At 32.0% G+C, this 23,450-nt stretch carries 18 protein-coding genes and 1 pseudogene; 1 reads left to right on the top strand and 18 read right to left on the bottom strand.

Annotated elements, in window-relative coordinates; genetic code table 11:
• Positions 1 to 247 precede the first annotated feature (247 nt).
• The 11 genes and pseudogenes from HDR40_RS05145 to HDR40_RS05100 form a co-directional block, all read right to left on the bottom strand.
• Positions 248 to 1,039, bottom strand: coding sequence for a CPBP family intramembrane glutamic endopeptidase (locus HDR40_RS05145; RefSeq protein WP_290627191.1), 792 nt, complete (start codon positions 1,037 to 1,039; stop codon positions 248 to 250).
• 173 nt (positions 1,040 to 1,212) lie between these two features.
• On the bottom strand, positions 1,213 to 1,575 hold the full coding sequence (locus HDR40_RS09920; RefSeq protein WP_365936783.1) for a CPBP family glutamic-type intramembrane protease: 363 nt from the start codon (positions 1,573 to 1,575) through the stop codon (positions 1,213 to 1,215).
• On the bottom strand, positions 1,559 to 1,786 hold the full coding sequence (locus HDR40_RS05140; protein WP_290627189.1) for a hypothetical protein: 228 nt from the start codon (positions 1,784 to 1,786) through the stop codon (positions 1,559 to 1,561). Before HDR40_RS05140 ends, HDR40_RS09920 begins: the two co-directional genes overlap by 17 nt.
• 372 nt (positions 1,787 to 2,158) lie before the next feature.
• Positions 2,159 to 3,010 (bottom strand): helix-turn-helix transcriptional regulator, encoded by an 852-nt coding sequence (locus tag HDR40_RS05135; protein ID WP_290627187.1) that lies wholly within the window; start codon positions 3,008 to 3,010, stop codon positions 2,159 to 2,161.
• Between the two features lie 535 nt (positions 3,011 to 3,545).
• Positions 3,546 to 4,199: a CPBP family intramembrane glutamic endopeptidase gene (locus HDR40_RS05130; RefSeq protein ID WP_290627185.1), complete on the bottom strand. Its 654-nt coding sequence runs from the start codon at positions 4,197 to 4,199 to the stop codon at positions 3,546 to 3,548.
• Between the two features lie 137 nt (positions 4,200 to 4,336).
• The gene (locus tag HDR40_RS05125) at positions 4,337 to 5,458 is read right to left on the bottom strand and encodes an HlyD family efflux transporter periplasmic adaptor subunit (protein WP_290627183.1); all 1,122 of its coding nucleotides are present in this window, start codon (positions 5,456 to 5,458) and stop codon (positions 4,337 to 4,339) included.
• Positions 5,459 to 5,469: 11 nt separating this feature from the next.
• A pseudogene (locus tag HDR40_RS05120) lies at positions 5,470 to 7,610 on the bottom strand (peptide cleavage/export ABC transporter).
• Between the two features lie 11 nt (positions 7,611 to 7,621).
• On the bottom strand, positions 7,622 to 8,293 hold the full coding sequence (locus HDR40_RS05115; RefSeq protein ID WP_290627181.1) for a type II CAAX endopeptidase family protein: 672 nt from the start codon (positions 8,291 to 8,293) through the stop codon (positions 7,622 to 7,624).
• 253 nt (positions 8,294 to 8,546) lie between these two features.
• A complete protein-coding gene (locus HDR40_RS05110) occupies positions 8,547 to 8,642 on the bottom strand; it encodes a bacteriocin (protein ID WP_290627179.1) in 96 nt (31 codons plus the stop codon).
• A 162-nt stretch (positions 8,643 to 8,804) separates the two neighbouring features.
• Positions 8,805 to 9,650: an Rgg/GadR/MutR family transcriptional regulator gene (locus tag HDR40_RS05105; RefSeq protein ID WP_290627177.1), complete on the bottom strand. Its 846-nt coding sequence runs from the start codon at positions 9,648 to 9,650 to the stop codon at positions 8,805 to 8,807.
• A 230-nt stretch (positions 9,651 to 9,880) separates the two neighbouring features.
• Positions 9,881 to 12,415 (bottom strand): M1 family metallopeptidase, encoded by a 2,535-nt coding sequence (locus HDR40_RS05100; RefSeq protein WP_290627175.1) that lies wholly within the window; start codon positions 12,413 to 12,415, stop codon positions 9,881 to 9,883.
• Between the two features lie 147 nt (positions 12,416 to 12,562).
• On the opposite strand from HDR40_RS05100, the gene HDR40_RS05095 reads away from it, so the two are divergent.
• Positions 12,563 to 14,947 (top strand): Xaa-Pro dipeptidyl-peptidase, encoded by a 2,385-nt coding sequence (locus tag HDR40_RS05095; RefSeq protein WP_290627173.1) that lies wholly within the window; start codon positions 12,563 to 12,565, stop codon positions 14,945 to 14,947.
• Between the two features lie 43 nt (positions 14,948 to 14,990).
• Here the strand turns inward: HDR40_RS05095 and HDR40_RS05090 are convergent, their stop codons facing one another.
• The 7 genes from HDR40_RS05090 to HDR40_RS05060 all read right to left on the bottom strand — a co-directional run bounded on the left by HDR40_RS05090 (position 14,991) and on the right by HDR40_RS05060 (position 23,409).
• Complete coding sequence (locus tag HDR40_RS05090) at positions 14,991 to 16,613, bottom strand: peptide ABC transporter substrate-binding protein (RefSeq protein ID WP_290627171.1); 1,623 nt, start codon at positions 16,611 to 16,613, stop codon at positions 14,991 to 14,993.
• A gap of 385 nt (positions 16,614 to 16,998) precedes the next feature.
• Positions 16,999 to 19,581, bottom strand: coding sequence for a hydrophobe/amphiphile efflux-3 (HAE3) family transporter (locus HDR40_RS05085; protein ID WP_290627169.1), 2,583 nt, complete (start codon positions 19,579 to 19,581; stop codon positions 16,999 to 17,001).
• A 102-nt stretch (positions 19,582 to 19,683) separates the two neighbouring features.
• Positions 19,684 to 20,235 carry a TetR/AcrR family transcriptional regulator gene (locus tag HDR40_RS05080; protein ID WP_290627167.1) on the bottom strand — a complete coding sequence of 184 codons (552 nt, stop codon included), beginning with the start codon at positions 20,233 to 20,235 and terminating at the stop codon, positions 19,684 to 19,686.
• Positions 20,236 to 20,292: 57 nt separating this feature from the next.
• Positions 20,293 to 21,567, bottom strand: a complete 1,275-nt coding sequence (locus tag HDR40_RS05075; protein WP_290627165.1) for a HAMP domain-containing sensor histidine kinase — start codon at positions 21,565 to 21,567, stop codon at positions 20,293 to 20,295.
• 8 nt (positions 21,568 to 21,575) lie between these two features.
• Positions 21,576 to 22,247, bottom strand: a complete 672-nt coding sequence (locus HDR40_RS05070) for a response regulator transcription factor (protein WP_290627163.1) — start codon at positions 22,245 to 22,247, stop codon at positions 21,576 to 21,578.
• A 1-nt stretch (position 22,248) separates the two neighbouring features.
• Positions 22,249 to 22,860: a GTP pyrophosphokinase family protein gene (locus tag HDR40_RS05065; protein WP_290627161.1), complete on the bottom strand. Its 612-nt coding sequence runs from the start codon at positions 22,858 to 22,860 to the stop codon at positions 22,249 to 22,251.
• Between the two features lie 141 nt (positions 22,861 to 23,001).
• Positions 23,002 to 23,409, bottom strand: a complete 408-nt coding sequence (locus HDR40_RS05060) for an OsmC family protein (RefSeq protein WP_290627159.1) — start codon at positions 23,407 to 23,409, stop codon at positions 23,002 to 23,004.
• Positions 23,410 to 23,450 lie beyond the last annotated feature (41 nt).

Raw genomic sequence — 23,450 nt, 5'->3', positions numbered from 1 at the left:
GTTTGACCTGTGATATAATTTTGATACATGAAATTCCACCTTCTTGTTTTTATTTTGTGGTGATTTAATAATATCAAGGCTGGAAGATAATGTATAGAAAAAATCCGTTAGAACAAACGAGTTCTAACGGATTTTCTATTTTAAGTATCTAGTTTTTTCCCAGACACTTTTTATGTAATAGTAAAAGTTTTGAGGTACAAAAAAGAAGATAAACATTACTACTAACGTTTATCTTCTAGTTGAATATTTATCTTAAAATTCCGTCGTTATATCTCTTGTTGTAGGAATAAATGCAGGAGAGTCCAATAACCGCTATCACAATCATAAAAATAAATTCACCAATTACATCAGAATTTCCGAAGTTCGAACTTGCCAATTGAGGTGAAATATCTGAATAAATGTGATAAATAGTAGCTAACCAAATACCATTAATAGCAAAACGCATATAAGTCATTATCAAACCGGACCCAAGCACAATAATAACTTGACCTAAAGTTGAAGCAAATGATTGGTGAGCCAAATCTAAAAAGTGAAATAAGGCAAAACACAAACTTTCTAAAACAGCTGCCCAAATAAACATGTATTTCTTGCTATAAAAAACATCAATAAACACATTTAATAATAATCCTCTAAAAAGTGCTTCTTCAATTATCCCAGCAAATATAGCTTGTGCCAAAACATCAATTAACTTCATTTCAGATAATTTAAATATGCTTACTTTATTAAAGAGTAAAACAAGTTGCCACAATACTATAAATATAATAAAGATAATTAGCGTAACCTTTCCTAGCTTGATTGGTTTCTTAGTTACTTTAGTTGTATCGGCTAATCGATAAGCTATATATGCAACAATTATTGCTAAAACTAAATATGTTATAAGCAAAATTGGAACGCTTTTAATTACATATTGTAAAAATGGTATCGCTAAATAAGCAGCCATTAATACTATAAAGGCAATTACCATCTTTATGATACTTGTATTCCTTGCTCGTTTATCATCTAGATTTACATAGTCTGATAATGCTAGATTATTATTCATAGTAACATCTCCTGTCTATTACATACTTCTATAATAGATCCTTTTGTATTTTAAAAGCTTCTTCTGACCTGATATTAGTTTAGTAGCAGAAAATTTTACTTGCTACTAAATTAGAAACTTTATAGATGAAAAAGATAAACGTTACTATTAACGTCTATCTTCTAGTTGAATACTTATCTTAAAATTCCTTCGTTGTATCTCTTGTTATAAGAGTAAATGCAGATAAATGCAAACAAACTTAAAATGGTTGTATAAATTATTGCAGCCTTTATATCAGTGACACCAATATTGGAACTAAGAAGCTGGGGTGATATATCTTGATAAATATGCCAAATAATTCCTAATATAATTCCATTGCTTGCAAAACGGACATAAGTCCAAATTAATCCCATACTAAAAACTGATATAACTTGTCCTATAGTAGATTCTAAAGACTGGTGTCCTAAATTAAGAAAATGATATAGACTGAAGCAAATACATTCACATAATGAAGCCCAAATAAAAACATATTTAGTTTTACTAAAAAGTTTTAGCAAAATAACGCGCTACACAAGCGACTAACACAGATACAACTAAGGTAAGGATTACAGCAGGCCACAAAGCCAACTTCTCTATTATTAACGGAATTAAACTTTGATAAATGATCACTAATATTACAAGCGTAACTATCATCGTAATTATACTTTTCTTTTTAGCCTCACTATCATCTAAATTTACATAGTCTGACAATGCTAAGTTATTATTCATAGTAACATCTCCTGTTTATCATTTTTCATCTAAAAATAATGATTTCAGATAATTAAAATACGTTTCCTTACCTGTAATTACAGAGACTTGTCCCTGCATTCCATATCTTAAAGAACTCTTCTCTTTTTTAGTTGGCTTTATCAAAGATATTACTTCGTATTCTGATTGCCTTTTATTCGTCTCAGGATAAACCGAAATACTCTGTATCTTTCCAGTAATTATGGTAGTTCCGTTGTTTCGATCATTAAGTTCAAAGCTACAGCCCTATACTAGCACTTAGAAAAAAATCGCCTTAAAGCAAGTTGCGTAAACGCAACTGACTTTAATAAAAAATTAATTATATGTAAAACTACTATTTGGAAGCTTAACGTACTAAATTTTATATATTTCTCTAACTTGTTGAAATGAAAAATTTAAGTCTGCTGCTAATTGGTTTCCACTTCGTGAGTTTGAAATAGAAGTTAAAAATTGTTTTATTTTTATTGGATTAGGTCTATCAATGTAATGTAATAAAAGATCATAAAACTTTTCTTTATATTCTATTGATTGATTATTAAGAGAATATTCAAGTTGCTTTACGCTGCGAAATAACTTCTTCGCACGCATAACATCTTTTTTTCTTATTAATGTGTAAATAGAATTAAGTAAAGTTTCCATTTCCATAGTAGGAACTACTTCCTTTTCGAAATCAAAACTAGCTAATTCTCTAGCTAATCTGTAAATTAAGGAAGCATCTAATAAGAATTGAGTATTAGCAAAGAGAATTAAATCGCTTTCTTGCCAACTCTTAATTTTCCTAACTTTTGAAGAGATATCTTCTTTGAAAGAATTATCTATCAGATTGATATTCGTTAAATCAAAATAAAAGTTGCTTGCCATTGCTGCACAAAGCAAATCTTTATCTGTCTTGCTTTGTGAATACATTACTAATGATTGCTTAGCTTTTTCATATAGTCCTTTGATATCATTATGCATAAATAATAGACTTACACTATCAATGAAGTCAGAAATATCTTCTTTCTGAGGCATTACATCTTCTGGCGTTGCATGAATTCTATCCAAGAACTTATAAAACAAATTTACCGATAAATTTGATTTTCCATTTTCCCATCGGGAAAGTGTAGATTTTGCAGCTATTCCATCACATACTTCTGGACCCGAAAATCCTTTGGATTCTCGAAGCTTTCTAAAATTGTGACCAATACTTTTATCTATTTTTTTCATGAAAGGAATATCTCCCTTATATATTTAAAAATTAAAAATATTTTACTTACCACTCACGGGGGAAATGCGGCTTACGTAGTTGGTAGCTCTTTTATTGCTACCATGAACACCCTCGCATCCCACTGCTAATAAATTATATATTAACTTAACCCAAAAGTGGCAACCACAATCCACACAAAAAAGACGATTCTCACGAATCGCCTTTTTCTTTATCATTTATTCAATTACAAGGTTGCGAACTCCATGTCACCACCAATAGTAGCTTCAAGCCATGACCATCAGTTCCAAGCTTGTTCTTGACCATAGTTGTTAGCAACAATACCACCGTACCACGCGCGTAAATCTTGCTTGTAACTTGGATCATTAATAGTTACGTAGTTATGCATCAACTTGTCGTGTAATTCCTTCGTTATATCTCTTGTTGTAAGAGTAAATTGCTGGAAGCGCTATTGCAAGCATAACTAGCATAAAAATAAATTCTCCTGAGATATATGAATTACCATAGTTTGATGAGGTGGCTAATGATGGTGAAATATCAATATATATGGAATAGCATTCCTAACCAGATACCGTTACTGGCTAATCGTATATAAGTTATTAACAATCCAGTACCAAAAACAATTATCACTTGTCCTAAAGTTGAAAGTAATGACTGATGAGTCAAATTAAGAAAATGGAATATAGCAAAACAAAAACTTTCTGCTAATGAAGCCCACACAAAAAGATATTTTCTTTTACTAAAAACTTCAATAAAAATATTAAAAATTAATTCTCTAAATAAAACCTCCTCTATTATTCCACCAAAAATTGCTAAAGTAAAAACATCTAGGATTTTCAGTAGTGGCATTTTAAACAATCCTACTTTATTCATAATTAACAAGGATAACCATAATACTATAAAGACAATAAAAATAGTTAAAGTAACTTTTCCTAATTTGATAGGTTTTTTAGTAACTTTAGTAGTATTACCTATATAACACCCTATATATGTAATAATACCTGCTATAGCTACATATATAAGTATTTCTATAGGAACATTTTTAATTTTTCTAGATAATGTTATTAATGGAGCTAACTCATAGCTAACAGCTAATACTAAAAAAGCAATTACCATCTTTAATATACTTTTATTTCTTGCTTGTTTATCATCTAAATCTACATAATCTGATAATGCTAGATTATTATTCATAATAAATTCTCCTGTCTATTACATACTTTTATAATAGACCATTTAAAAAATTTTGCATATGCGCAAAAATAATTAAAAAATACGACGGTATCTTTTTAGATATCATCGTATATATCTCCATTTTAATTATGGCTTACTTATTCTCCGTTAAGTAGTTTGTTCTTATAGTAATTAAAGAAGCTTATCTTTCCAATAATGATTGAAATATTACCACTCATACCATATTTCAAAATTTTGCGCTGTGCTGGTAATAAATTAGCAGTAGCAGATACTACATAGCCATTAGTATTTTTATCAATCTGAGTAGTAGACACGCTTATGTTATTTATTTTTCCCGAAATTATTATCGGTTTTGGAACATTTCTAGCAACTTTGAATTGCATTATTTGTCCCTTTTTTACCGATGAAATATCTGCCGTAGAAATATATGCTTTTAATTTAACTTTATTTTGCTTACTTATAATTGGATATATTTTAGCTACTTCCACGCCAGGGCTAATATACTTATTTTCGGTATACTCATCATTTATATGTAAAATGCCGCTTTTAGGGGCTTTTACAGTATAACTTCTTAGATTACTGTTTAATTCAGTAATTTGAGCTCTCACCTGAGTAAGCTGCTGTTTAGCTTTAATAATATCCTGCGCGTTCTCTTCCAAATATTTATCTTGAAGCATAGATAATTTTTGATTATTTTCTTCAATTTGGGTAGTTATTTCGGCATCTTCCTTGGTTTTTTTATTATTTTTTCTTCTTTGTTTATTCTCTTCTTGCTTTTGAGTTAATTGATTATTTTCTAAAATATATGTATTTCTTTGACTTAAGTAATTCTTTAACAAACTTCTATAGCCAAATTTATCATCATAATTAAATACATCCCTATTAACAGAGATACCAGATTTAAGTAACTCTAAATCATCAATTTGTTCATCCAATTCTTTCTTTTCAGATTGATATAAACTTAGTTTACTTTTACTAGTTTGATTATTATATTTAAGCAAAATTTGATTTTTAGCTACATATTTTCCTTCTCTCAATGCACTATAAGTTATCTTCCCATTTACACTTGCTTGAATAGTTGGTACGCTACCGACTGGTTCAATATTTCCAACACTTTCCACAGTTATCTGTCGCTGACCAACGAAAGAAAATAATACTATTAATACCAATAAAACAAAAATCGGAATAATTATTATGGTCGAAAAATTAGTAAATCTCGCAGAATAAAATTCACTACTTTCAAGATATTTCTTATTCATTGCTTTAACTCCTAACCTTCAACCAAGTTATAATAATATCCTTTTTTAGCTAATAATTCTTCATGAGAACCTTGCTCCACAATTTTCCCATCATCCAAAACCACGATATTATCAGTTCTTCGTGCAATGGCCAATCTATGTGCAATAAAAATAATTGTCTTATTTTTTAAATTTATCAGATTATCTACTACTTTTCTTTCAGTTATGGCATCCAGACCACTTGTAGCTTCATCTAAGATTAATACTTGGGCAGGTGAAAGCAAAGCTCTTGCAATTGTTAATCTTTGGCGCTGGCCTCCTGATAATACACTCCCCATTTCATCTAATTTTGTATTAAATTGCAAGGGCATTTTTTCAATATCTTTTTCAATCATTGCTATCTTACAAGCTTCCACAATATCATCATGAGTCACACCATCACGATTTCCTAATTTTAAATTTTCTAAAATTGTTCCAGAAAAAATATAAGGTTCTTGTGGCGTGTAATTGATATAAGTTCTTAAAGTATGACGATCAATATTTTTTATTGATTGTGAGTTTAATAAAATATCGCCTTTGACCGGCTCAAAGAAGCCAACTAATAATTTCATTAAAGTTGATTTACCTGAGCCACTCATACCAACAATAGTCAATTTATCCCCAACATTAATTTTTAAATTGATACCATTTAAAATTTTTTGTCCATAACCATATTGATATTCAATATTTTCAAAAATAATATTTCCTATAATCTGTTGAAGGTTATTAATAGACCGCTTTGCTTGAAATTCACTTTTAACTAAATAAACTTCATTCAACCGATTATTTGCTACACGAGCACTTTGTAATTTAGTTTGAAGATTGATTACATTTTGTAAAGGATTCACAAAATAAGCTAATAAAGCATTATAAGTCATCAGTTGACCAACCGATAACTTATTATGCATTACTAAAATTGCTCCGACAGTTAAAACTACTAAATTTAACGATAGCTGAACCACTAATTTTAATGCTTGTTGTAAAATATCAGCCTTTGAATATTTCAACCCTCTTTTTAAAAAATCTACAAATTCTGTGTCTACTTTAAAATACCGTTCATCTTCACTATTAAGAGCTTTAATTGTTTCCATTCCACGGATATCCTCAATAACGGAGGAACTTAAAACGGCCCCACTTTCCATTTCTTTTTGATTTAATTTTTCAAATGGTTTAATAAATCCTAAAATGATTACAATATAAATCGGCAATGAAACTAAAGTTATCCAAAACAAAGTAGCATTCTGAATGGCCAATACAATCCCCATAATTACCACGATACTTGCATCTAGAAAAATAGATATTACTGCGCTTGCTAACGCATCGATGATTTTATTAGCATCAGTAAAACGTGACGTTATTTCACCTGTTCTTCTTGTAGCAAAAAAACTCATTGGCAAAGTAAAAATATGACGAATATATCCTAGAATAATATCAATTGAAAATCTTTGTCCAAAAATAGTTAACAAAAAATTTTGAGCATAAGTAAACAAAGCTTCAAAAATATAAAATACAAACAATCCCATAGCTATGACAACCAAGGTATTATGCATATTATTAGGAATATAAGTATCAATTATTGTTTGTAAAAAATATGAACCTGCAATACTGATTACAGTAATTAAAAATGCAGCTAAGATAATATTAATAATTAACTTACGTTGCTTAAACAATCTGGGTAAGAATGAAAGTAATGTTTGCTTTGATTGCTTAATTGGCGTGTAATCAGGCTTCGGTACCATAAATATAGCAATCCCACTCCATTGATGTGCAAAAGTGGCCTTATCCATCTTTACTACACCAACAGTCGAATCAGGATCCGCAATTAACAGATAATTCTTTTTAACTTTTAATACTACATAGTAGTGCAAATAATTCTTTTTTACCACATGAACAATACAAGGTAACGGAATATCTGAGCCATCAAACAAACTCATATCTGCTTTAATAGCTTTAGTTTCAAAATCCAATTTTTCAGCAGTTTTAACTATTCCAAGTGCTGTAGTTCCTTTATCCGTAGTACGCGCTAAGTTACGTATATAAGCAATTGATACATTTAATGCTTCAAAATCATTGCTAAACATGCAGCACCACAATCCATTTCATCAACTTGTGGAACGTAATCTCTATTTTTCATATTTTATCCTCTTACAAAAATTGCATCCCTGTTTGTATTAATAAAATTAGATTAAACATTCCATGAGTTATAATTGGAACTTTAATATCATCTGTTTTGTAATAAACATAGGCTAAGACCATCCCTGAAATCCAATGTACAAAGAATATCAAACTGAATGACATTGCATGCATTACCCCGAAAAAGACAGCAGTAATAATCATAGAAACCCACGGATTTAAAAACTTCAAGATTCCTTTCTGTATCAATCCCTGAAAGAACAATTCTTCTAATGTTGGAGTAATAACAGCTATTGTTATCCATAAGGGAATACAGAGACTTGTTCTCATTGTCTGTCCATAAAGACTTGTTTCACCAGTACCTCCTTTCATATTCATCGTCATTAATGTTTCTACAATATAAAGAGCAATTCCTGAGCTTATTGCTAAAATTAATTTTTTAAAAGATATCTTTTTAAAAAAATTGATTTTATTTCCGGCCCACCAGCATACTAAATATTCCAAAATAAATGATAGAATTGCAAAACCTATTACTAAACTGACATTATGCCAAAAATTGAACTTTACTGTAGCATTACTAGGACTAGGAGTTACAAAAATAGCTGGAAATTCCATAATAATTAAAATTACAAAACCTAAAAACAGTATTACTAACCACTTTAAAATATTTCCAATAAATCTCATTGCTAATATCCTTAAAAATACCTAGCAAAAAGGTGAAAGGAAAACTAACTTGTACTTTTCTTTCACCTTTTTGCAAGTTACTAAAACTTATCTATCTCTATGTCTATATTTATGACTGTGATAGTGTCCCTCAAAACCGTCAATTACACCAGTACCAAAATCTCTAGCACTGTCCCAAATTTCTTTGGCAATTTCACCACCGGTTACATTAGTTAAATTATCAGTAGAAATAGTATTAAACTTTTGAAGAGTACTATTCTTTTCCTTTCTGTTTATCCGTGTCTATGCCACCAACAACTTGGGATAATTCAGAAATTGAAACAGTTTTGTATTCATCAAGTCTTGACATACATATCACCTTCTTAATATACAAATCATCCATTGATAGCAAGAATCTTTTGCTTGCTACATATATAATCTACAACAATTTGAAAAATATTTTTTAAAATTCCCATTAAATGGGAATTTTTCTTTTTTAAAACTTAACTATGTCAAAATACATTATGGAGAGTTAAAGTTTGTAAATTTTCTTTATCTGAGATAATGAAAACTTTGAATCTTTGGCTAATTGTTTCTCCATTTTTGAATTACCTAAACGAGCTATACATTGCTCGACACCATAGGAATTTCCAGTTTTAATATATCTTATGACCTCACTAAAGTAATTTTCCCTGTATACTGCTCCTAAATTAGAAGAAGAAAAGTTTAATTCTTTTATACTATTTAGCAGCGTCTCTGCATGAGTAAGATCTTTTTTCTTTAACAATACAAATACTGCATTTAATAATGCACGTGATTCCAAATCTGGCACCACTGTCATATTATAGACAGCTTCAATTAATGAATAAGCTTTTTTATAAATCACAGGTGACTCCAAAAAGAATTGGCTGTTGGCAAACAAAAATAAATCTTGTTTATACCAAGTCTTAATTCTACATACTTGTAGAGTCAAAATATGTTTAAACTTTGTATCTGTTAAATCTTCATCAGACAAATCCATATACAAATCACATACAGTAGTAACTTTTATTAAAGTTTCATAACTACGGTCTTTTGCATATTGCTTTAGTAAAGCTTGTGATATATTCTTTAGCTGTTTAATTTCGTCTTTCCTATATAAGTCACTAACTTTACTTATAAATTGAATAAGTTCTTTAGAAGATGCTTCTTCTGAAAAGACGTGAATCTCATCCAGTAATTTATAAAATGTAGCCAAAGATATATCTTGTTCTCCTCTTTCCCATCTTGAAAGAGATGACTTAGATATAATTTCTCCACTAATCTGTTTCATAGTTAATTTTTTAGATTTCCTAATTTTTCTAAATTTAGGACCTAAATTTCTACTTATTTTTTCCATGGAAAGGACCTTTCTTTACAATGAGTTCAAAATTAAAATTAATTAAAAATATTTTATTAGCTAGCTTATGGGGTGGCATGATATTTGCTGGTGGTGATATTTTTATTGCTCTTGCATCCCACTGCTAATAAATTATATATTAACTTAACCCAAAAGTGGCAACCCCAATCCACACAAAAAAGACGATTCTCACGAATCGCCTTTTTCTTTATCTATTTAAATTCAATTAACTAATCAACAACCTTGTTAATTGCTTCAACAACGCTAGCTTGTTCTTTTTCAATCAAGTTAACCTTGGATTCAATTACACGGATGTCCATGTTGATTTCACGAGTTAAACCTGGAGTATTAAGTTTAGGTTCAAAGAAGTCCTTGAATTGTTCTAATCTTTCTCTAGTGTGGAAGACATTAGCAGTTACAGTCACGAAGGTTGCAAATTCCATATCGCCACCAACAGTAGCTTCAAGCCATGACCATTGAGTTCTGATCCAGTTCCAAGCTTGTTCTTGACCATAGTTGTTAGCAAGAACGCCACGGTACCAAGCACGTAAATCTTGTGGCTTAATTACTTCCGAATCTTCAAAACTATCAACAATAGCATCAATCAAATCTGGTTGTTTAGTATAAGTAATAGCTGCACGTAAATCTTGTTTGTAACTTGGATCATTAGTTGTCACATATTCATGCATTAACTTATCATGCAAGCTCATATTACCGAAGTTTCTTACTTCGTTATCTAAGACTACCCCACGAATATCTGCTGATAAGCTATCCAAATTATCGGAATTTTCCTGGTATAAGTCATGAAGCTTATCAATAGTATGAGGATTTTGAGCATATAATGATGCACTTAAAACATAAGGACGAGTTAAGCTATCATCATTCGATTCACCTTCTTTAGGTAAGAAGCCAAGACGGTCAACTTGTTTTTCTGAAAGAAGGTTGTAAAATTTACGTAATTGTGCTTCTTCATCAGATTCTGGATCAACAAAGTTACGCAAAGTGTTAGCAATTGAGTAAAGTGCATTATTTACAATTGGAGAAGTAGAATCCGCAAACTTAGGAAGTAACGGAATAATGTCAGCGTATGAAATTTGACCAGCTTGTGCTAACAACTTAAAGTCTTGGAGTAATTGTAACTTATCAACGGCCTTTAAAGATTCAATGCTTGCTAAGATATCATCTAATAACTCCTTATCATATTTCACAATGAAATCAGAATTGTTACCAACATTGATTCTAAATGGTACACCATTTTCCTTACGTAATTGGTCATAGTCGCCAATAACTACTTCTTCATCTTTCATAATTTGAGGAGCAGCCGAGTAGTTAGCGTTTAATGGAATTTGCCACTTTCTGCCAACTTCCTTACCTTCACCGATAAAGAATTGCTTTTGAGATAAGGTCAACTTACCATCCTTAACACTAACGCTCACTACTGGATAACCAGGCTGTTCAAGCCATGAGTGCATAATAGCTCCAATATCTAAGCCACTAGCATCACCTAAAGCTTTCCATAAATCATCACCAGTTGCATTACCATACTTATGAGCAGCAAAGTAATTCTTCAAACCTTCACGCAAAGCATCATCGCCAAGTAATGCTCTAACCATCACAAGCATTCTTGAACCCTTGGCATATACAATCGCACCATCAAATAAGGCATCAATTTCTGCTGGATCATTAACCATAACGTGCACAGATTGCACACCATCAGTTGCATCTCTTTGAAGAGCAGCAGGAACTTCAGAAGTTTGGAACATTTCCCAAATTTTCCATTCAGGTTCTAAAGCATCAACTGCCACATATTCCATCATGTTAGCAAAACTTTCGTTAAGCCATAAGTTATCCCACCACTTCATAGTTACCAAGTCACCGAACCATTGGTGAGCTAATTCGTGAGTAATTACAGTGGCCACCACTTGCTTCATATCAAGTGAAGTATTATCTGGGTCAAGAAGTAAGTAAGCTTCACGGTAAGTTACACAACCCCAGTTTTCCATTGCACCTGCTGAAAAGTCTGGAAGAGCTACTTGATATGAGTGTTCTAAAGGATATGGAGTTTCATAGTAATCTTCGTAGAATTCAATTGAACGCTTAGCAATATCTAATGCGAAGTCTAATTCTTTAGGCTTGTGAGCCTTAGTTGCAAAGACACCAATTTCAACACCAGACTTAGTCTTGGTAAGCTTCTTTTGCATATCACCAAAGACAAAGGCAACTAAATAACTAGACATTCTAACAGTTTCTTTGAAGTAGTGAACGCCATCCTCAATCTTTTCTTCTGGTTGATTAGAAATAATAGTTTCACCTGGTTGTTCGTCAAACTTAATTGCTAAGCTGAAAGTTGCTTTAGCTTCTGGTTCGTCCACACATGGAAATGCTTGACGCGCAAAAGTAGTTTCAAATTGGGTACCAATTAACTGCTTAGTTTCACCATTGATCTTGTAATATGAAGGATAAATACCCATCATCGAATCAGTAAGTGGACCATTAAATTCAACTTCAATCTTGATACTGCCAGTCTTACCAGCTTCAATATTAATTACTTCGTCTTTATCGTTAAAGTCGTACTTAGCATCTGCACCATCAACTTTAACATTAGTAATCTTCAAGTACTTTTGGTTTAATTTAACCACTTCTTCTTGGGCATCTCCGGTAACAGTTACTTTACCAGAGAATTTTTTATCCTTACGACTGATGTCTAAGAATACATCATAGTGGTCGGGATGAAAAGTTTCATATAAGCGTTTTACTTCTGCCATTAAATTTGCCTCCAAATTATCTATTCTTAATTACTCATTATAAGCTTTTAATCATTTACTTACTAGTTTTAGAATTTTCTTTTCTTCTTTTTTAATGAAAAAACTAGTAAAATCTAACTAGACAGACTCAAGTAAAGGAGAAATTACATGAAATACAATCAATACGCCTATGTGAAGACAGAATTTGATAAGCAAGTCAAAGAATTAGAATCAATTAACTTCTTACCTATTGAATGGCAAGAAATTAGCTTTTCAGAATTATTAGCAACCTTAGTAGAAAATGCAATTGCTGAAGCTAAAACTTATGAAGCCAAAAAGGCAAAACTCACAGAATTCGCAGTTGATGAAAAGCAGACCTTAGCTGATTTCATTTCTACTAATCCTGATAAGATGAGTAGAAATAATTTCTATAATGTAGCTTTACAATTACTTGGCTACCATGTGGGTTATGATTATGACTTAAATGATCCACTAGACCGCATGAAGCGCAATGCACTACCTTACACTAATAAGGAAGAAATTGATAAAAAAGAATTAGTAGCTGTATTCTATCGTTTACTTAATACTCGAGCTAAAAATGGGCAGACTTTAATCGATAATATGGCTGGTCGCGGCTACTTCACCCAATTCTACGGCAATAACAAGCACATGTTTTTCAACGGCAAATCTCTTCCTGTCTTTGATATGAGCAAGGTGATTCGTGAAGTTGTTTATGTTGAAAGTGATCTAGACACTGACGAAGATGGTAAACCTGATTTACTACAAGTGACAGTTTTCAGACCATATCAATCTAACAACTTCCCAATTCCTGCCCTTTATACTGCAGACCCATACTTTGGCGGAATTATTGATAATGCCAAACGTAACCATAACGTTGATGTTAATTTAGAGGATGCAAGTGAAAGTACTTATCCTAAATATGAAGCAATGCCTCAAGTTAAAGCTACAAAACCCTCTAGCGAAGATGAAGCTGCAACTGAAGAAGCAGTTCATAAAGCTGCATATTCTTTAAACGAATACTTATTGGCGCGCGGTTTTGCTAATGTTTACGCTGGTGCTATTGGAACACGTGGTAGTGATGGGTTGAGAATTACTGGTAGTCCAGAAGAAACTGAATCTGCTAAAGAAATTATCGAATGGCTTCATGGTGATCGTATTGCTTATACTGATCGCACTCGCCAACATGAAACTAAAGCATCTTGGTGCAACGGCAATATTGGAATGACTGGTCGCTCTTACTTGGGTACTTTACAAATTGCTATTGCCACTACTGGTGTAGCTGGACTTAAAACAGTAGTTTCTGAAGCGGCAATTTCTTCTTGGTACGACTACTATCGTGAACATGGTTTGGTAATTGCTCCTGAAGCTTGCCAAGGTGAAGACCTTGATATGCTTGCTGAAACTTGTCAATCTAACTTATGGGATTCTGGGGACTACTTAAAGATCAAGCCTAAGTACGATGCAATGCAAAAACGACTCCTTGAAAAGTCCGACCGTAAAACAGGTCAATACTCTGATTTCTGGGAAGCTCGCAACTACCGTCACCACACTGATGGCATTAAATGTTCCTGGGTTTCTGTTCACGGCTTGAACGATTGGAATGTTAAGCCTAAGAATGTTTACAAGATTTGGCAAAAAGTTTCTAAACTTCCAATCGCTCACAAGCTCTTCTTACACCAAGGCCCACACTACAATATGAACAACCTGCTCTCAATTGACTTTTCCGACTTGATGAACTTATGGTTCTGCCACGAATTGCTTGAAATTGAAAATAATGCTTACAAACAATGGGATGATGTTATGATTCAGGACAACCTCTATCCTGATATCTGGCACCAAGAACCAACTTGGAATAATTCACTCGGTCAAGAAGTTACCTATTATCCAGATGCAAAAGGTTTACTACTCAAAAATGGTGGCGAAGATGAAAGCAAAGTTTCATTTACCGATAAGGGTGGTAAAGTCTTCAAGGAAGCTAAAATTTCTGAAGATGACTGGCAGTATAAATTTATTTCTGGTGAAGAAAAATGGCTCGACCAACAATTACGCTTTGAAACTGATGAATTTATTCACCCTATCACAGTTGTTGGTCGTCCTAAGGTAAAACTTCGCGTCAGCACCAGCCTCCCTAAGGGACAAATTTCTGTCGCCTTAGTTGAAATTGGTAAAAGAAAGCGTCTCACTCCAGTTCCCAAGGCCTTCAATGACCAAATACAAGAACTGGGTTACCGCTTTGGTACTGAAGTGATGAAAGAATTTGTCAACGATAAAGAAACTAAGGCTAAATTAATTACTAAAGGCCACATGAACATCCAGAACTACAGCGATATGAAGAAGGCGAAGAAAATTAAGCCTGGAGAATTCTACGACTTGGAATTTGAATTACAACCCACCTTCTATCGTGTCCCCGTTGGTTCACAACTTGCCTTGATTATTTACTCTACTGATCAGGGAATGACCAAGCGTTCATTAGAAGAAGAAACTTACACAATTGATTTAAGTCAATCAGAAATTAAATACAGCCAAATGTAATTTACACAATCAAAAAAGGAGAAGCTTTAAAGCTTCTCTTTTTTTAATTCTTAATATATGTATTCCAGTAATATACTACATTACCGTAAGGAGACAATTGGAAATTCTTTACATTAGACTTCAACAAGTAAGAAGTTGCAGATTGATAAAGTGGCACTGCAAAGGCATCTTTTTTAATTAATTGATTTTCAGCAGCAATCAATGATGCTAAACGCTTCTTAGGATTTGTTGCATATTTTGAACGGGCATTTTCAATTTGGTTCCAGAAATTATCATTATGATAATCTGTTGTTAAATTGAATAATCCTCCTAATGTTAAGAAATCAATTGGATCTTCATAACTTGGTTGCCAAGTACCATAAACCATATCATAGTTATGACTAGTTGTATTAGCAAGACGAGATTTCAATGGCATTGAACGAACTTTAACGGTAAGACCTGGAAGATTTTCCATTAAATTACTTTGTAAAAACTCTCCAACTGCTTTTGAGTCAGTTATATCTGAAGTAAGTAATTCAATGGTAATCTTTTTACCAAGTTCTTTTTGAGCTTTTTTCCATTCTTTACGGGCTGCAGTTAAGTTATAAGTAACTAAATCTCCAGCATCTTTACGATAATCATTACCAGTAGCTTCATCAGTAATAAAGTTAGAAGCAACAATTCCGTTTGAAACCTTTCCGGCAAACAAAATATTGTTTACTAGTTGTTTTTTATTAATAGCTTGACTAATTGCACGACGTACATGAACATTTCCTGAAACTTTGCGCTTTAAGTTAAAGCTCATATAACCATTGGTTGGAGTAACTTGTGAATGGTACTCCTTATTATTACGGTATTGTTTTACGTAAGAGGATGAAAGTGGTGTATAAGCAATTTCATTAGATTGGAACATGTTGATACCAGTTGAGGTTTCCTTAACAACTTGGTAATTTACTGTATTCAAATGAACAGTCTTTTTGTTCCAATAAGTATTGTTCTTCTTTAAAGACCACTTCAAGTTAGAACCAGTCCATCCCTTAACAACAAATGGTCCATTATAAGCAATTTTATCGCTGCTTGTACCATATTTTGAACCATATTTTTTCACTAATTTAGTATCCTGAGGATAAAATTGAGCTCCTTCCAAAATTTGTGGAAGATATGGAACTGGATTTTCTAAGGTAATTTGAAGTTTATACTTTCCGATGGCCTTTATTCCGAGCTTACTTGGCGACAATTTTCCTTCCGAAATTGCATCCCCATTTTTAATAATAGCGTAACTATCTGAATCTAATGATTCATTCTTCGGATCTACTGTTCTTTGCCAACCAGTCACATAATCTTGTGCCACAACAGGATCTCCATTAGACCACTTAGCATCTTTTCTTAAAGTAAAAGTATATACTTTTTGGTCTTTTGAACGCGTAACTGAACTAGCTCCAGCTAATTGAACTTTATTGTTTTTATCAAAACGATAAAGTCCTTCCATAGAGTTTTGTAAAATTTCTGAACTTGTAGTATCTCCATACTTACTTGAATCTAATGTAGAAATTTCGTTCGCCGTTGAAGTATTTAACGTAGTAGTATCAGTAGTAGAGTTATTAGCATTATTATTTCCACATGCAGCTAAAATTGCTCCCGTAGCTAAAGTAACTAAACTAGCTGCAACAACTTTCAATTTAGACATTTCTTAATCCTTCCTTCGCATATAAAAAGCGGGTTAAATTCTACCATCCAGAATCTAACTCGCTTTATTTTAATTGCTAAATTTAAAATAAGATCTTTCAGAGTTTTAAGATAGGATGTGTACCATAAAAAAGCTACTGTTTTTACAGCAACACATGCCCATTTTAACTTGGTTACGCTCTAATGAAACCATCTTTTTCTCCTTCGATACTTATTATTTACAAGTAATAATAGCGGTCTTTATTTCACCTGTCAATAGTATTTTTAAATTTTCCAAAGAAAAACCCTAAAATCACTTTAGATTTTAGGGTTAAAAAGTATGATTAGATATGATTATATAAGCTTACAATTATAACTTTTCAAGAAGGAATTATTAGGAATAAATCCTAGTTTTTATTATCCTCCTTTCGATTACGGCAAAGATAAATTATTGCTGGCATAAATGTTAAAGCTGCAAACAAAGAATATGCCGTATCAGTTACTGTATTAGCACCAAATGAGCTCAGAGCCGGGAAGTCAGCAAATATAATCGCAGAGAAGCCGACAATTACGGTTAAGCCAGATACTGTAATTGCTGAACCTACTGAAGAAATAGCGGTCAAAACTGCATTACGAGTATTAGTCTTCTTAATCTCTTCTTGATAGCGCTCAAGAATTAAGATAGTAAATTCAATACCTACCCCTAAAATCAATGAACTTAAGGTAACAGTAACAGGATTGTATTCTCCACCTCTCACCCATAAAGTAAGTGGTGAAGCACCTAATACGATTAAGATTGGTACTAATGGATACATTGCTAATTTCCAATTACGGTAAACAATTAATAACACGATAAAAATAATTACCAATCCAGCCCCAATAATTAAGTAATGGTTAGAAGTCATATTCTTCACCCCAACTAGTTGCATCATTGTTGCTCCTGCAGCTGAAACTGTAACTGCACCATGTTTACCATCAATATCTTGGTTAATTTTTTCCATTAGTTGATATTGTTGATCACTATTTAAGCTATTTTTCACCTTAAATTGGATTGCGGCATAGTGATTATTACTACTAATGGTTGTATCCTTCATCGAAGCAGGTAAATTATTGATAGTTTTATTAATCTGACTTTGTGATTCAGAATAAGTTCCACCTAATTGCTTATAAATAGTTGAAATACTCTGAACCTCAGTCACATCAGCATATTTATTATTTACTTGCTTACCAATTCTATCAATTTCTTTTAAATTATTCTTATCTTTAATATCATCAGCTTTTACTAGATAAGTTAAATAAGTGGTTGATCCTACTTTCTTTTGCAAATTCTTAGTTTGAACTAAAGAAGGTAAACTTTCTGGAATTAATTTAGTCAAATTGGTTTCAGTACCAATTTTATTTTCTACTGCAAAACCACAAACTGCAATTACTCCACCAATAATTAAAACAATAGCAGAATGTTTCATAATGAAGTTAGCATATTTAGCTAAAAGTTTGCCAACTTTATTTGATTTCTTAAGCTTTAATTCTTTCTTGCTAGTTCGAGCATCTAAACTTGGCATTACAGCAAAAACCATAATGAACTCAACTAAGTAAACACAGACTACACCAATAGCTAAAGTAATTCCAAACTGTTGCATCATTGGAGCTTTAGATAAAAGCATCGTCAAGAAACTTAAAGCCATCATAATTACAGCTACACCAACTGCTGGTCCAATGTTAGCCGCAGCCTTAACACTAGATTGAGCAGCATTTTGGTTCTTTCGAAATTCCTCTTCATAACGATTATGGAATTGTACACCAAAGTCAGTTCCTAGACCAATGATAATTGGAAGAGTAGCCATTGTAGCTAAAGTAATTGGTAATCCAATCCAGCCCATTAAACCAAAGGTCCAAATCATACCCAAGAGAACAAACAATAATGAAAATAATCGTCTTCTCACCGCAAATAATAAAAGTAAAACGAGAACCATTAAGATTAAAGCAATGATAACCATCTTGACCATTGTATTCATTACACTTGTCTTAATTTGCCCCATAATTACAGGTTGACCAGCTAAGTTAATTTTATACTCTGAGCCAAAATGTGTTTGCTTGATTGCCTTTTCTAAATCTGAACGCAATTGCACATTGGTAGACATATCACTAGTCTTATCTGTAGTGTTTACTAACACCAAGATATTCTTACCATTTTGTGGTAATAATTGCTTGAATTGGCTACGAACCTTACCATTTTCACCAATCATAATATCGCGTAATAACGGTGTTGACATATCTTCAACACTTGGCATCATCTTAATTACGGTATTCATGAAGGCTTTCTTTTGCTTAGCATTTAATAAACTAAGTGTATAAGCTTGCAATTGTTGAGCTTGTTTTTTAGTTAAAATACTTTGTAAGGCTGCATTTTGATTAGCACCTGCTTGCACCTTAGATGCAAGAGTTAATTTCTGCTTATCAGTCAATAAACCAGTTGCATATTGTGCCATTGAGGCTTGTTGCTTTTGAGTTAATGACTGCTGCAATTTTTCTTGCAAGCTTGTTTTTTGCTTAGTAGATAAGTTATCAAACAAATCTTTTTGTAAGTTACTATTATTTGTAGAAGAAGTTGAAGTCATCATGCTAGATATATCAGACTTCTTAATTAAGTCATTGAGTAAACTTACTACACTTGTTGTAGATTTAACATTATCAATTTTTTCTGCTTGCTTACTAAAATCACTAACCTTTCTCATTGTCTTATGAGACAAGATTTCCTTTTGACTCCCACTAAGCATTAAGTAAGCAGAATCACCACCAAAGTTTTTTTGGTATGTTCTAGTATTTTTATAAATATCAGAATTCGTGCTGACAAAGACATCATTTCCCATCTTCATCTGAATTCTAGTAAGACCAAAACTAAAAATAACCGTTAATAAACAAACTATCGCAATATATATTTTAGAATGCTTCAGAATATTTTTAGCCCATTTACCAAATATTTGATTCACTAATTTGTTCCCCTCTCTAGAATTAATATTTTCTAATTCTAGTAGAGAAGACAGATAAATCCTAGCTACAAAATAAGATAGTTGTTTCAAAATGAGACATTATTAAGAATTTGTTTCATTGTGAGAAGATAATTTTTCTAGAGTGTCTTTAATAAATTCGATATCTTTTTTATATTCATTACCATTTCCCGCATTAATTAATAATGCTGATACACCACCAGCTATAAACTTAATCATTGCTTCTGGATCAGTACTTTGTTTAATTGGAGCAACAATAATATCATTTTTATTATTACTGTCATTATTAACATAGGATGTTAATCCCTTTTCAATAATTTTTAAAAAATCACTGTAAAAATTTAAATGATTTTGATTTAAAGGATTTAAATTACGAATAAGATTATTATTTTTAATAATCATTTTTTCTAGTTCATTAAAAAAAGAATCTGAATTACTATATTGTAAATCACGCTCACCAATATACTTAACCATTACTTCTATTAACTGATACTTATCAGTAAAATAACGATAAAAAGTACTCCGGGTAACTAAAGCTTTTTCACAAATATCATTAATAGTAATATCTTCAAATTTACGTTCAGATAATAACTCTTCTGTTGTTTTTAATAAATCTAATTTTGTTCTTGGTGACATAATTTCCTTTCCTAAAAAGAAAAGTATGAACTATATAAACACAATTCATACTTTTTATTATTTCATAATCTTTAAATTAACCACAAAACTAATCATATTGTTTTTCCAATGAACATTAATTTTACCCTGGAAGGCTTCAACTATATCTTTTGCCATGGCTAAACCAATCCCAAAACCTGATTTCTTAGAATTATGGGACTCATCTTGACGATAAAATCGATCAAAGAAATGCTGGTAATTCTTTCCTTTACCATCTACATAGGTATTCTTCACTTTTAAAATTGCATGCTTTCCTAATCGACTTCGAGTTAAGGAAATAACAACTTTCCCATCCTTATCACAGTATTTGCAAGCATTATCAAGCAAAATATTTACTAATTCTTTTAAAGAATGCTCCTCACCTCTAACAAATATTCCCGTATTAATTTGTATTTCATAATGCAGACCATTTTTTTGCATTACTGACTTAAAAGATTGAGCATCATTTTTTACAATTTTAGAAAAGTTGACCTTACCAACAACTAATTCACCTGTTTCACCAGTTCTAGCTAGTGCAATTAAACGATTAATTAATTGAGTTAATCTTTCAGTCTGATCCTTAGTACTCTGTAGCCACTCAGAATCATTACCTAACATCTCTTCCATTTCTGTATTGGCTGAAATAATTGCTAATGGCGTTTTTAATTCATGACCTGCATTAGTAATAAACTCACGCTGTTTATTATAAGTTACAATAATTGGCTTGATTGCTTTCCGAGAAACACTAATCAAGACTAATGCAAAAATAAACAAAGCAGCAAGCGATAATGCTAATGATATTCTTAATAAAAGCCAAAATTTTGCAAAAATTAATGATTCATTTAAAAAGACAATAAAGTGATCACCTAATTTATTCTTACTCTTACGGTATCGATATTTATTTTGACCAATATCAATACTTCCTTCACTTTGTTTAAGTTTAAGAATCTTTTTTGTGATTTGCTTAACTTGTTTACTAGAAAGTTGATAAACATTATCATCATTAATAATTTGAATTTTATTTTTAGGATTAATTTTCACCGAAAAGTAGCGATATTGATATACTGCCTCTGGATTATATCTCCCTGCTAAGAAGGTCCTATTTATTGCATCATTTTGATTACCAAAAGCTGGCTGAGCGTTACGAGGAGTGAGGTGACCTTCATTTTTTATCAAAGCTACCATTACTCGATCAACTTCAGTTTGAGCTTGATGATAATTAACAAATAATAGCATCCCCATCGTTACAATCAAGACTATAAATAAAGAAGCAATCGACATATAAATAAACTTCCAGCGGAATTTCTGAATCATCTTCTCACCTACTTATCATCGATTATCTTATAGCTACCACCTTTTTCGCCTACAATTTGGACTTTACTTTGAATCGATTCAAGTTTTCGCCGTAAATAAGAAATATAAATCCAAACAATCTCATCAGTTACATTATCTTCATTTTTCCAAACATGATTAAAAATATCTTCAGTAGATAGTTCCTTATCCTTATTCAATAACAAGTAATTCATCAACTGAGTTTCTTTATTATTTAGACGAATCGAATTATGACTGACAAGTTCTTGTTCTTCAGTATCTAAACTTAAGTCACCGAATTCTAATTCAGTTGGAGTAAATTCATCTTCACGACGCTCTTTCGACCGCAAACGTGCAAGTAATTCCTTTAAAGAAAAAGGCTTAGTCAAATAATCATCCGCACCACTGTCTAAACCAGTTACTCGATCATCAACTTCAGCTTTAGCCGTTAACATTAAAACATAAGTCTTGTCACCACTAGCACGAATTTTTTTAAGAGCGGTAATTCCGTCCATCACTGGCATCATGATATCCAAAATAATTACATCATAAGAATTTTTTTGAGCATATTCAACGGCTTCTTTACCATCTAATACCGCATCGACCTCATAACCTGCATGAGTTATAGCTGCAACTAATACACGAGATAATTGCGGTTCATCTTCTGCTATTAAGATTTTCATGTTAGCCCTCTTCTCTAATTAATTGGCGAATCGTCTGCATACTTACATCGCACGAAGCCAACTCATCCGCTACGCGCTTCAATTCATTACCAATCATTTCAGGATTATTAATTTGATGTTTATATTTCATTTCATGCTCTAAACTAGCCCAGGTATCCATAGCAATTGTTCTTAATTGAACTTCAATATAATATCTACCAGGATTATTGCCATCAATATCTTCATAGGGAAAAGTTTCTTCTAAAATCAAATGATAAGATCGATAACCATTAGGTTTAGCATTAGTAATATAGTCTTTTTTCTTAATAATTTCAGTACTAGTCCACTTATTAATTAAATCGATCCAAGTATAAATATCATCAATAAAATTACATACTACCCGTATTCCAATACTATCCCGATTTTCTTTTAAAGCTGAGTGTGGAGTTAATGGTAAGTTCTTACGTTGACATTTTTCAGTCATACTAGCTGGTGTCTTTACCCGACCAATTATATGTTCATACAAGCGATCACCAGTTTTTTCCTGATGAGCTTGATTTACTTCATTAAAGTGGTTGAGTGTTTGGTTTAAAATATCATCTAAAATTGGGTGATAGCCACCATATATATCCATACATTTTCACTCCTTTAATCATTATCATAACAAAAAAAGTAAGAAATGGAGTCAATAACTATCAATCAGTAAAGTATTTTAAATCTTTATTTAAAGAAAAAAGAAGATTTCTTAAGTTTGAAATCTTCTTTTCTTCAACATTTAGACTAACTTTACCTCAATATTAATGCCTTTCCTCAAAGTTTGATAAATTGTAGAAACATGTAAGGTATGACTTAAAAAATTCTCTCTTTCCTTTTCATCCATTTCAGAATTGAAAGAAACTTTTGCAATAATCTTAGTTACGCTTGATTTATGGCCCACCTTTTCAGTTATTGCTTTACTTCGAACTTGAAAATTTGTCACTCCCAAATCATGAACTTGATTGATCATCCCTGCAGAAATAGTAATACAACTATTAACTGCCCCAATTAAATATTGGACTGGATTAGGTCCTAAACCTTGCCCACCAGCACTTTTAGGTTCATCGGCTAAAAAAGAAAACTCTCCAGTCTTGTTTTTAATCTTCCATGGTTGCTCTAATTTAGTACTTACAGTATATTCGCTCATCTTTTCTCCTAAAAAAGGTCCCTGGCTAAGGGACCTTCTAA

It is taken from the genome of Lactobacillus sp. (genome assembly GCF_014803895.1).
The sequence above is the reverse complement of the archived record's forward strand: the minus strand, read 5'-3'. Positions and strand labels throughout refer to the sequence as shown.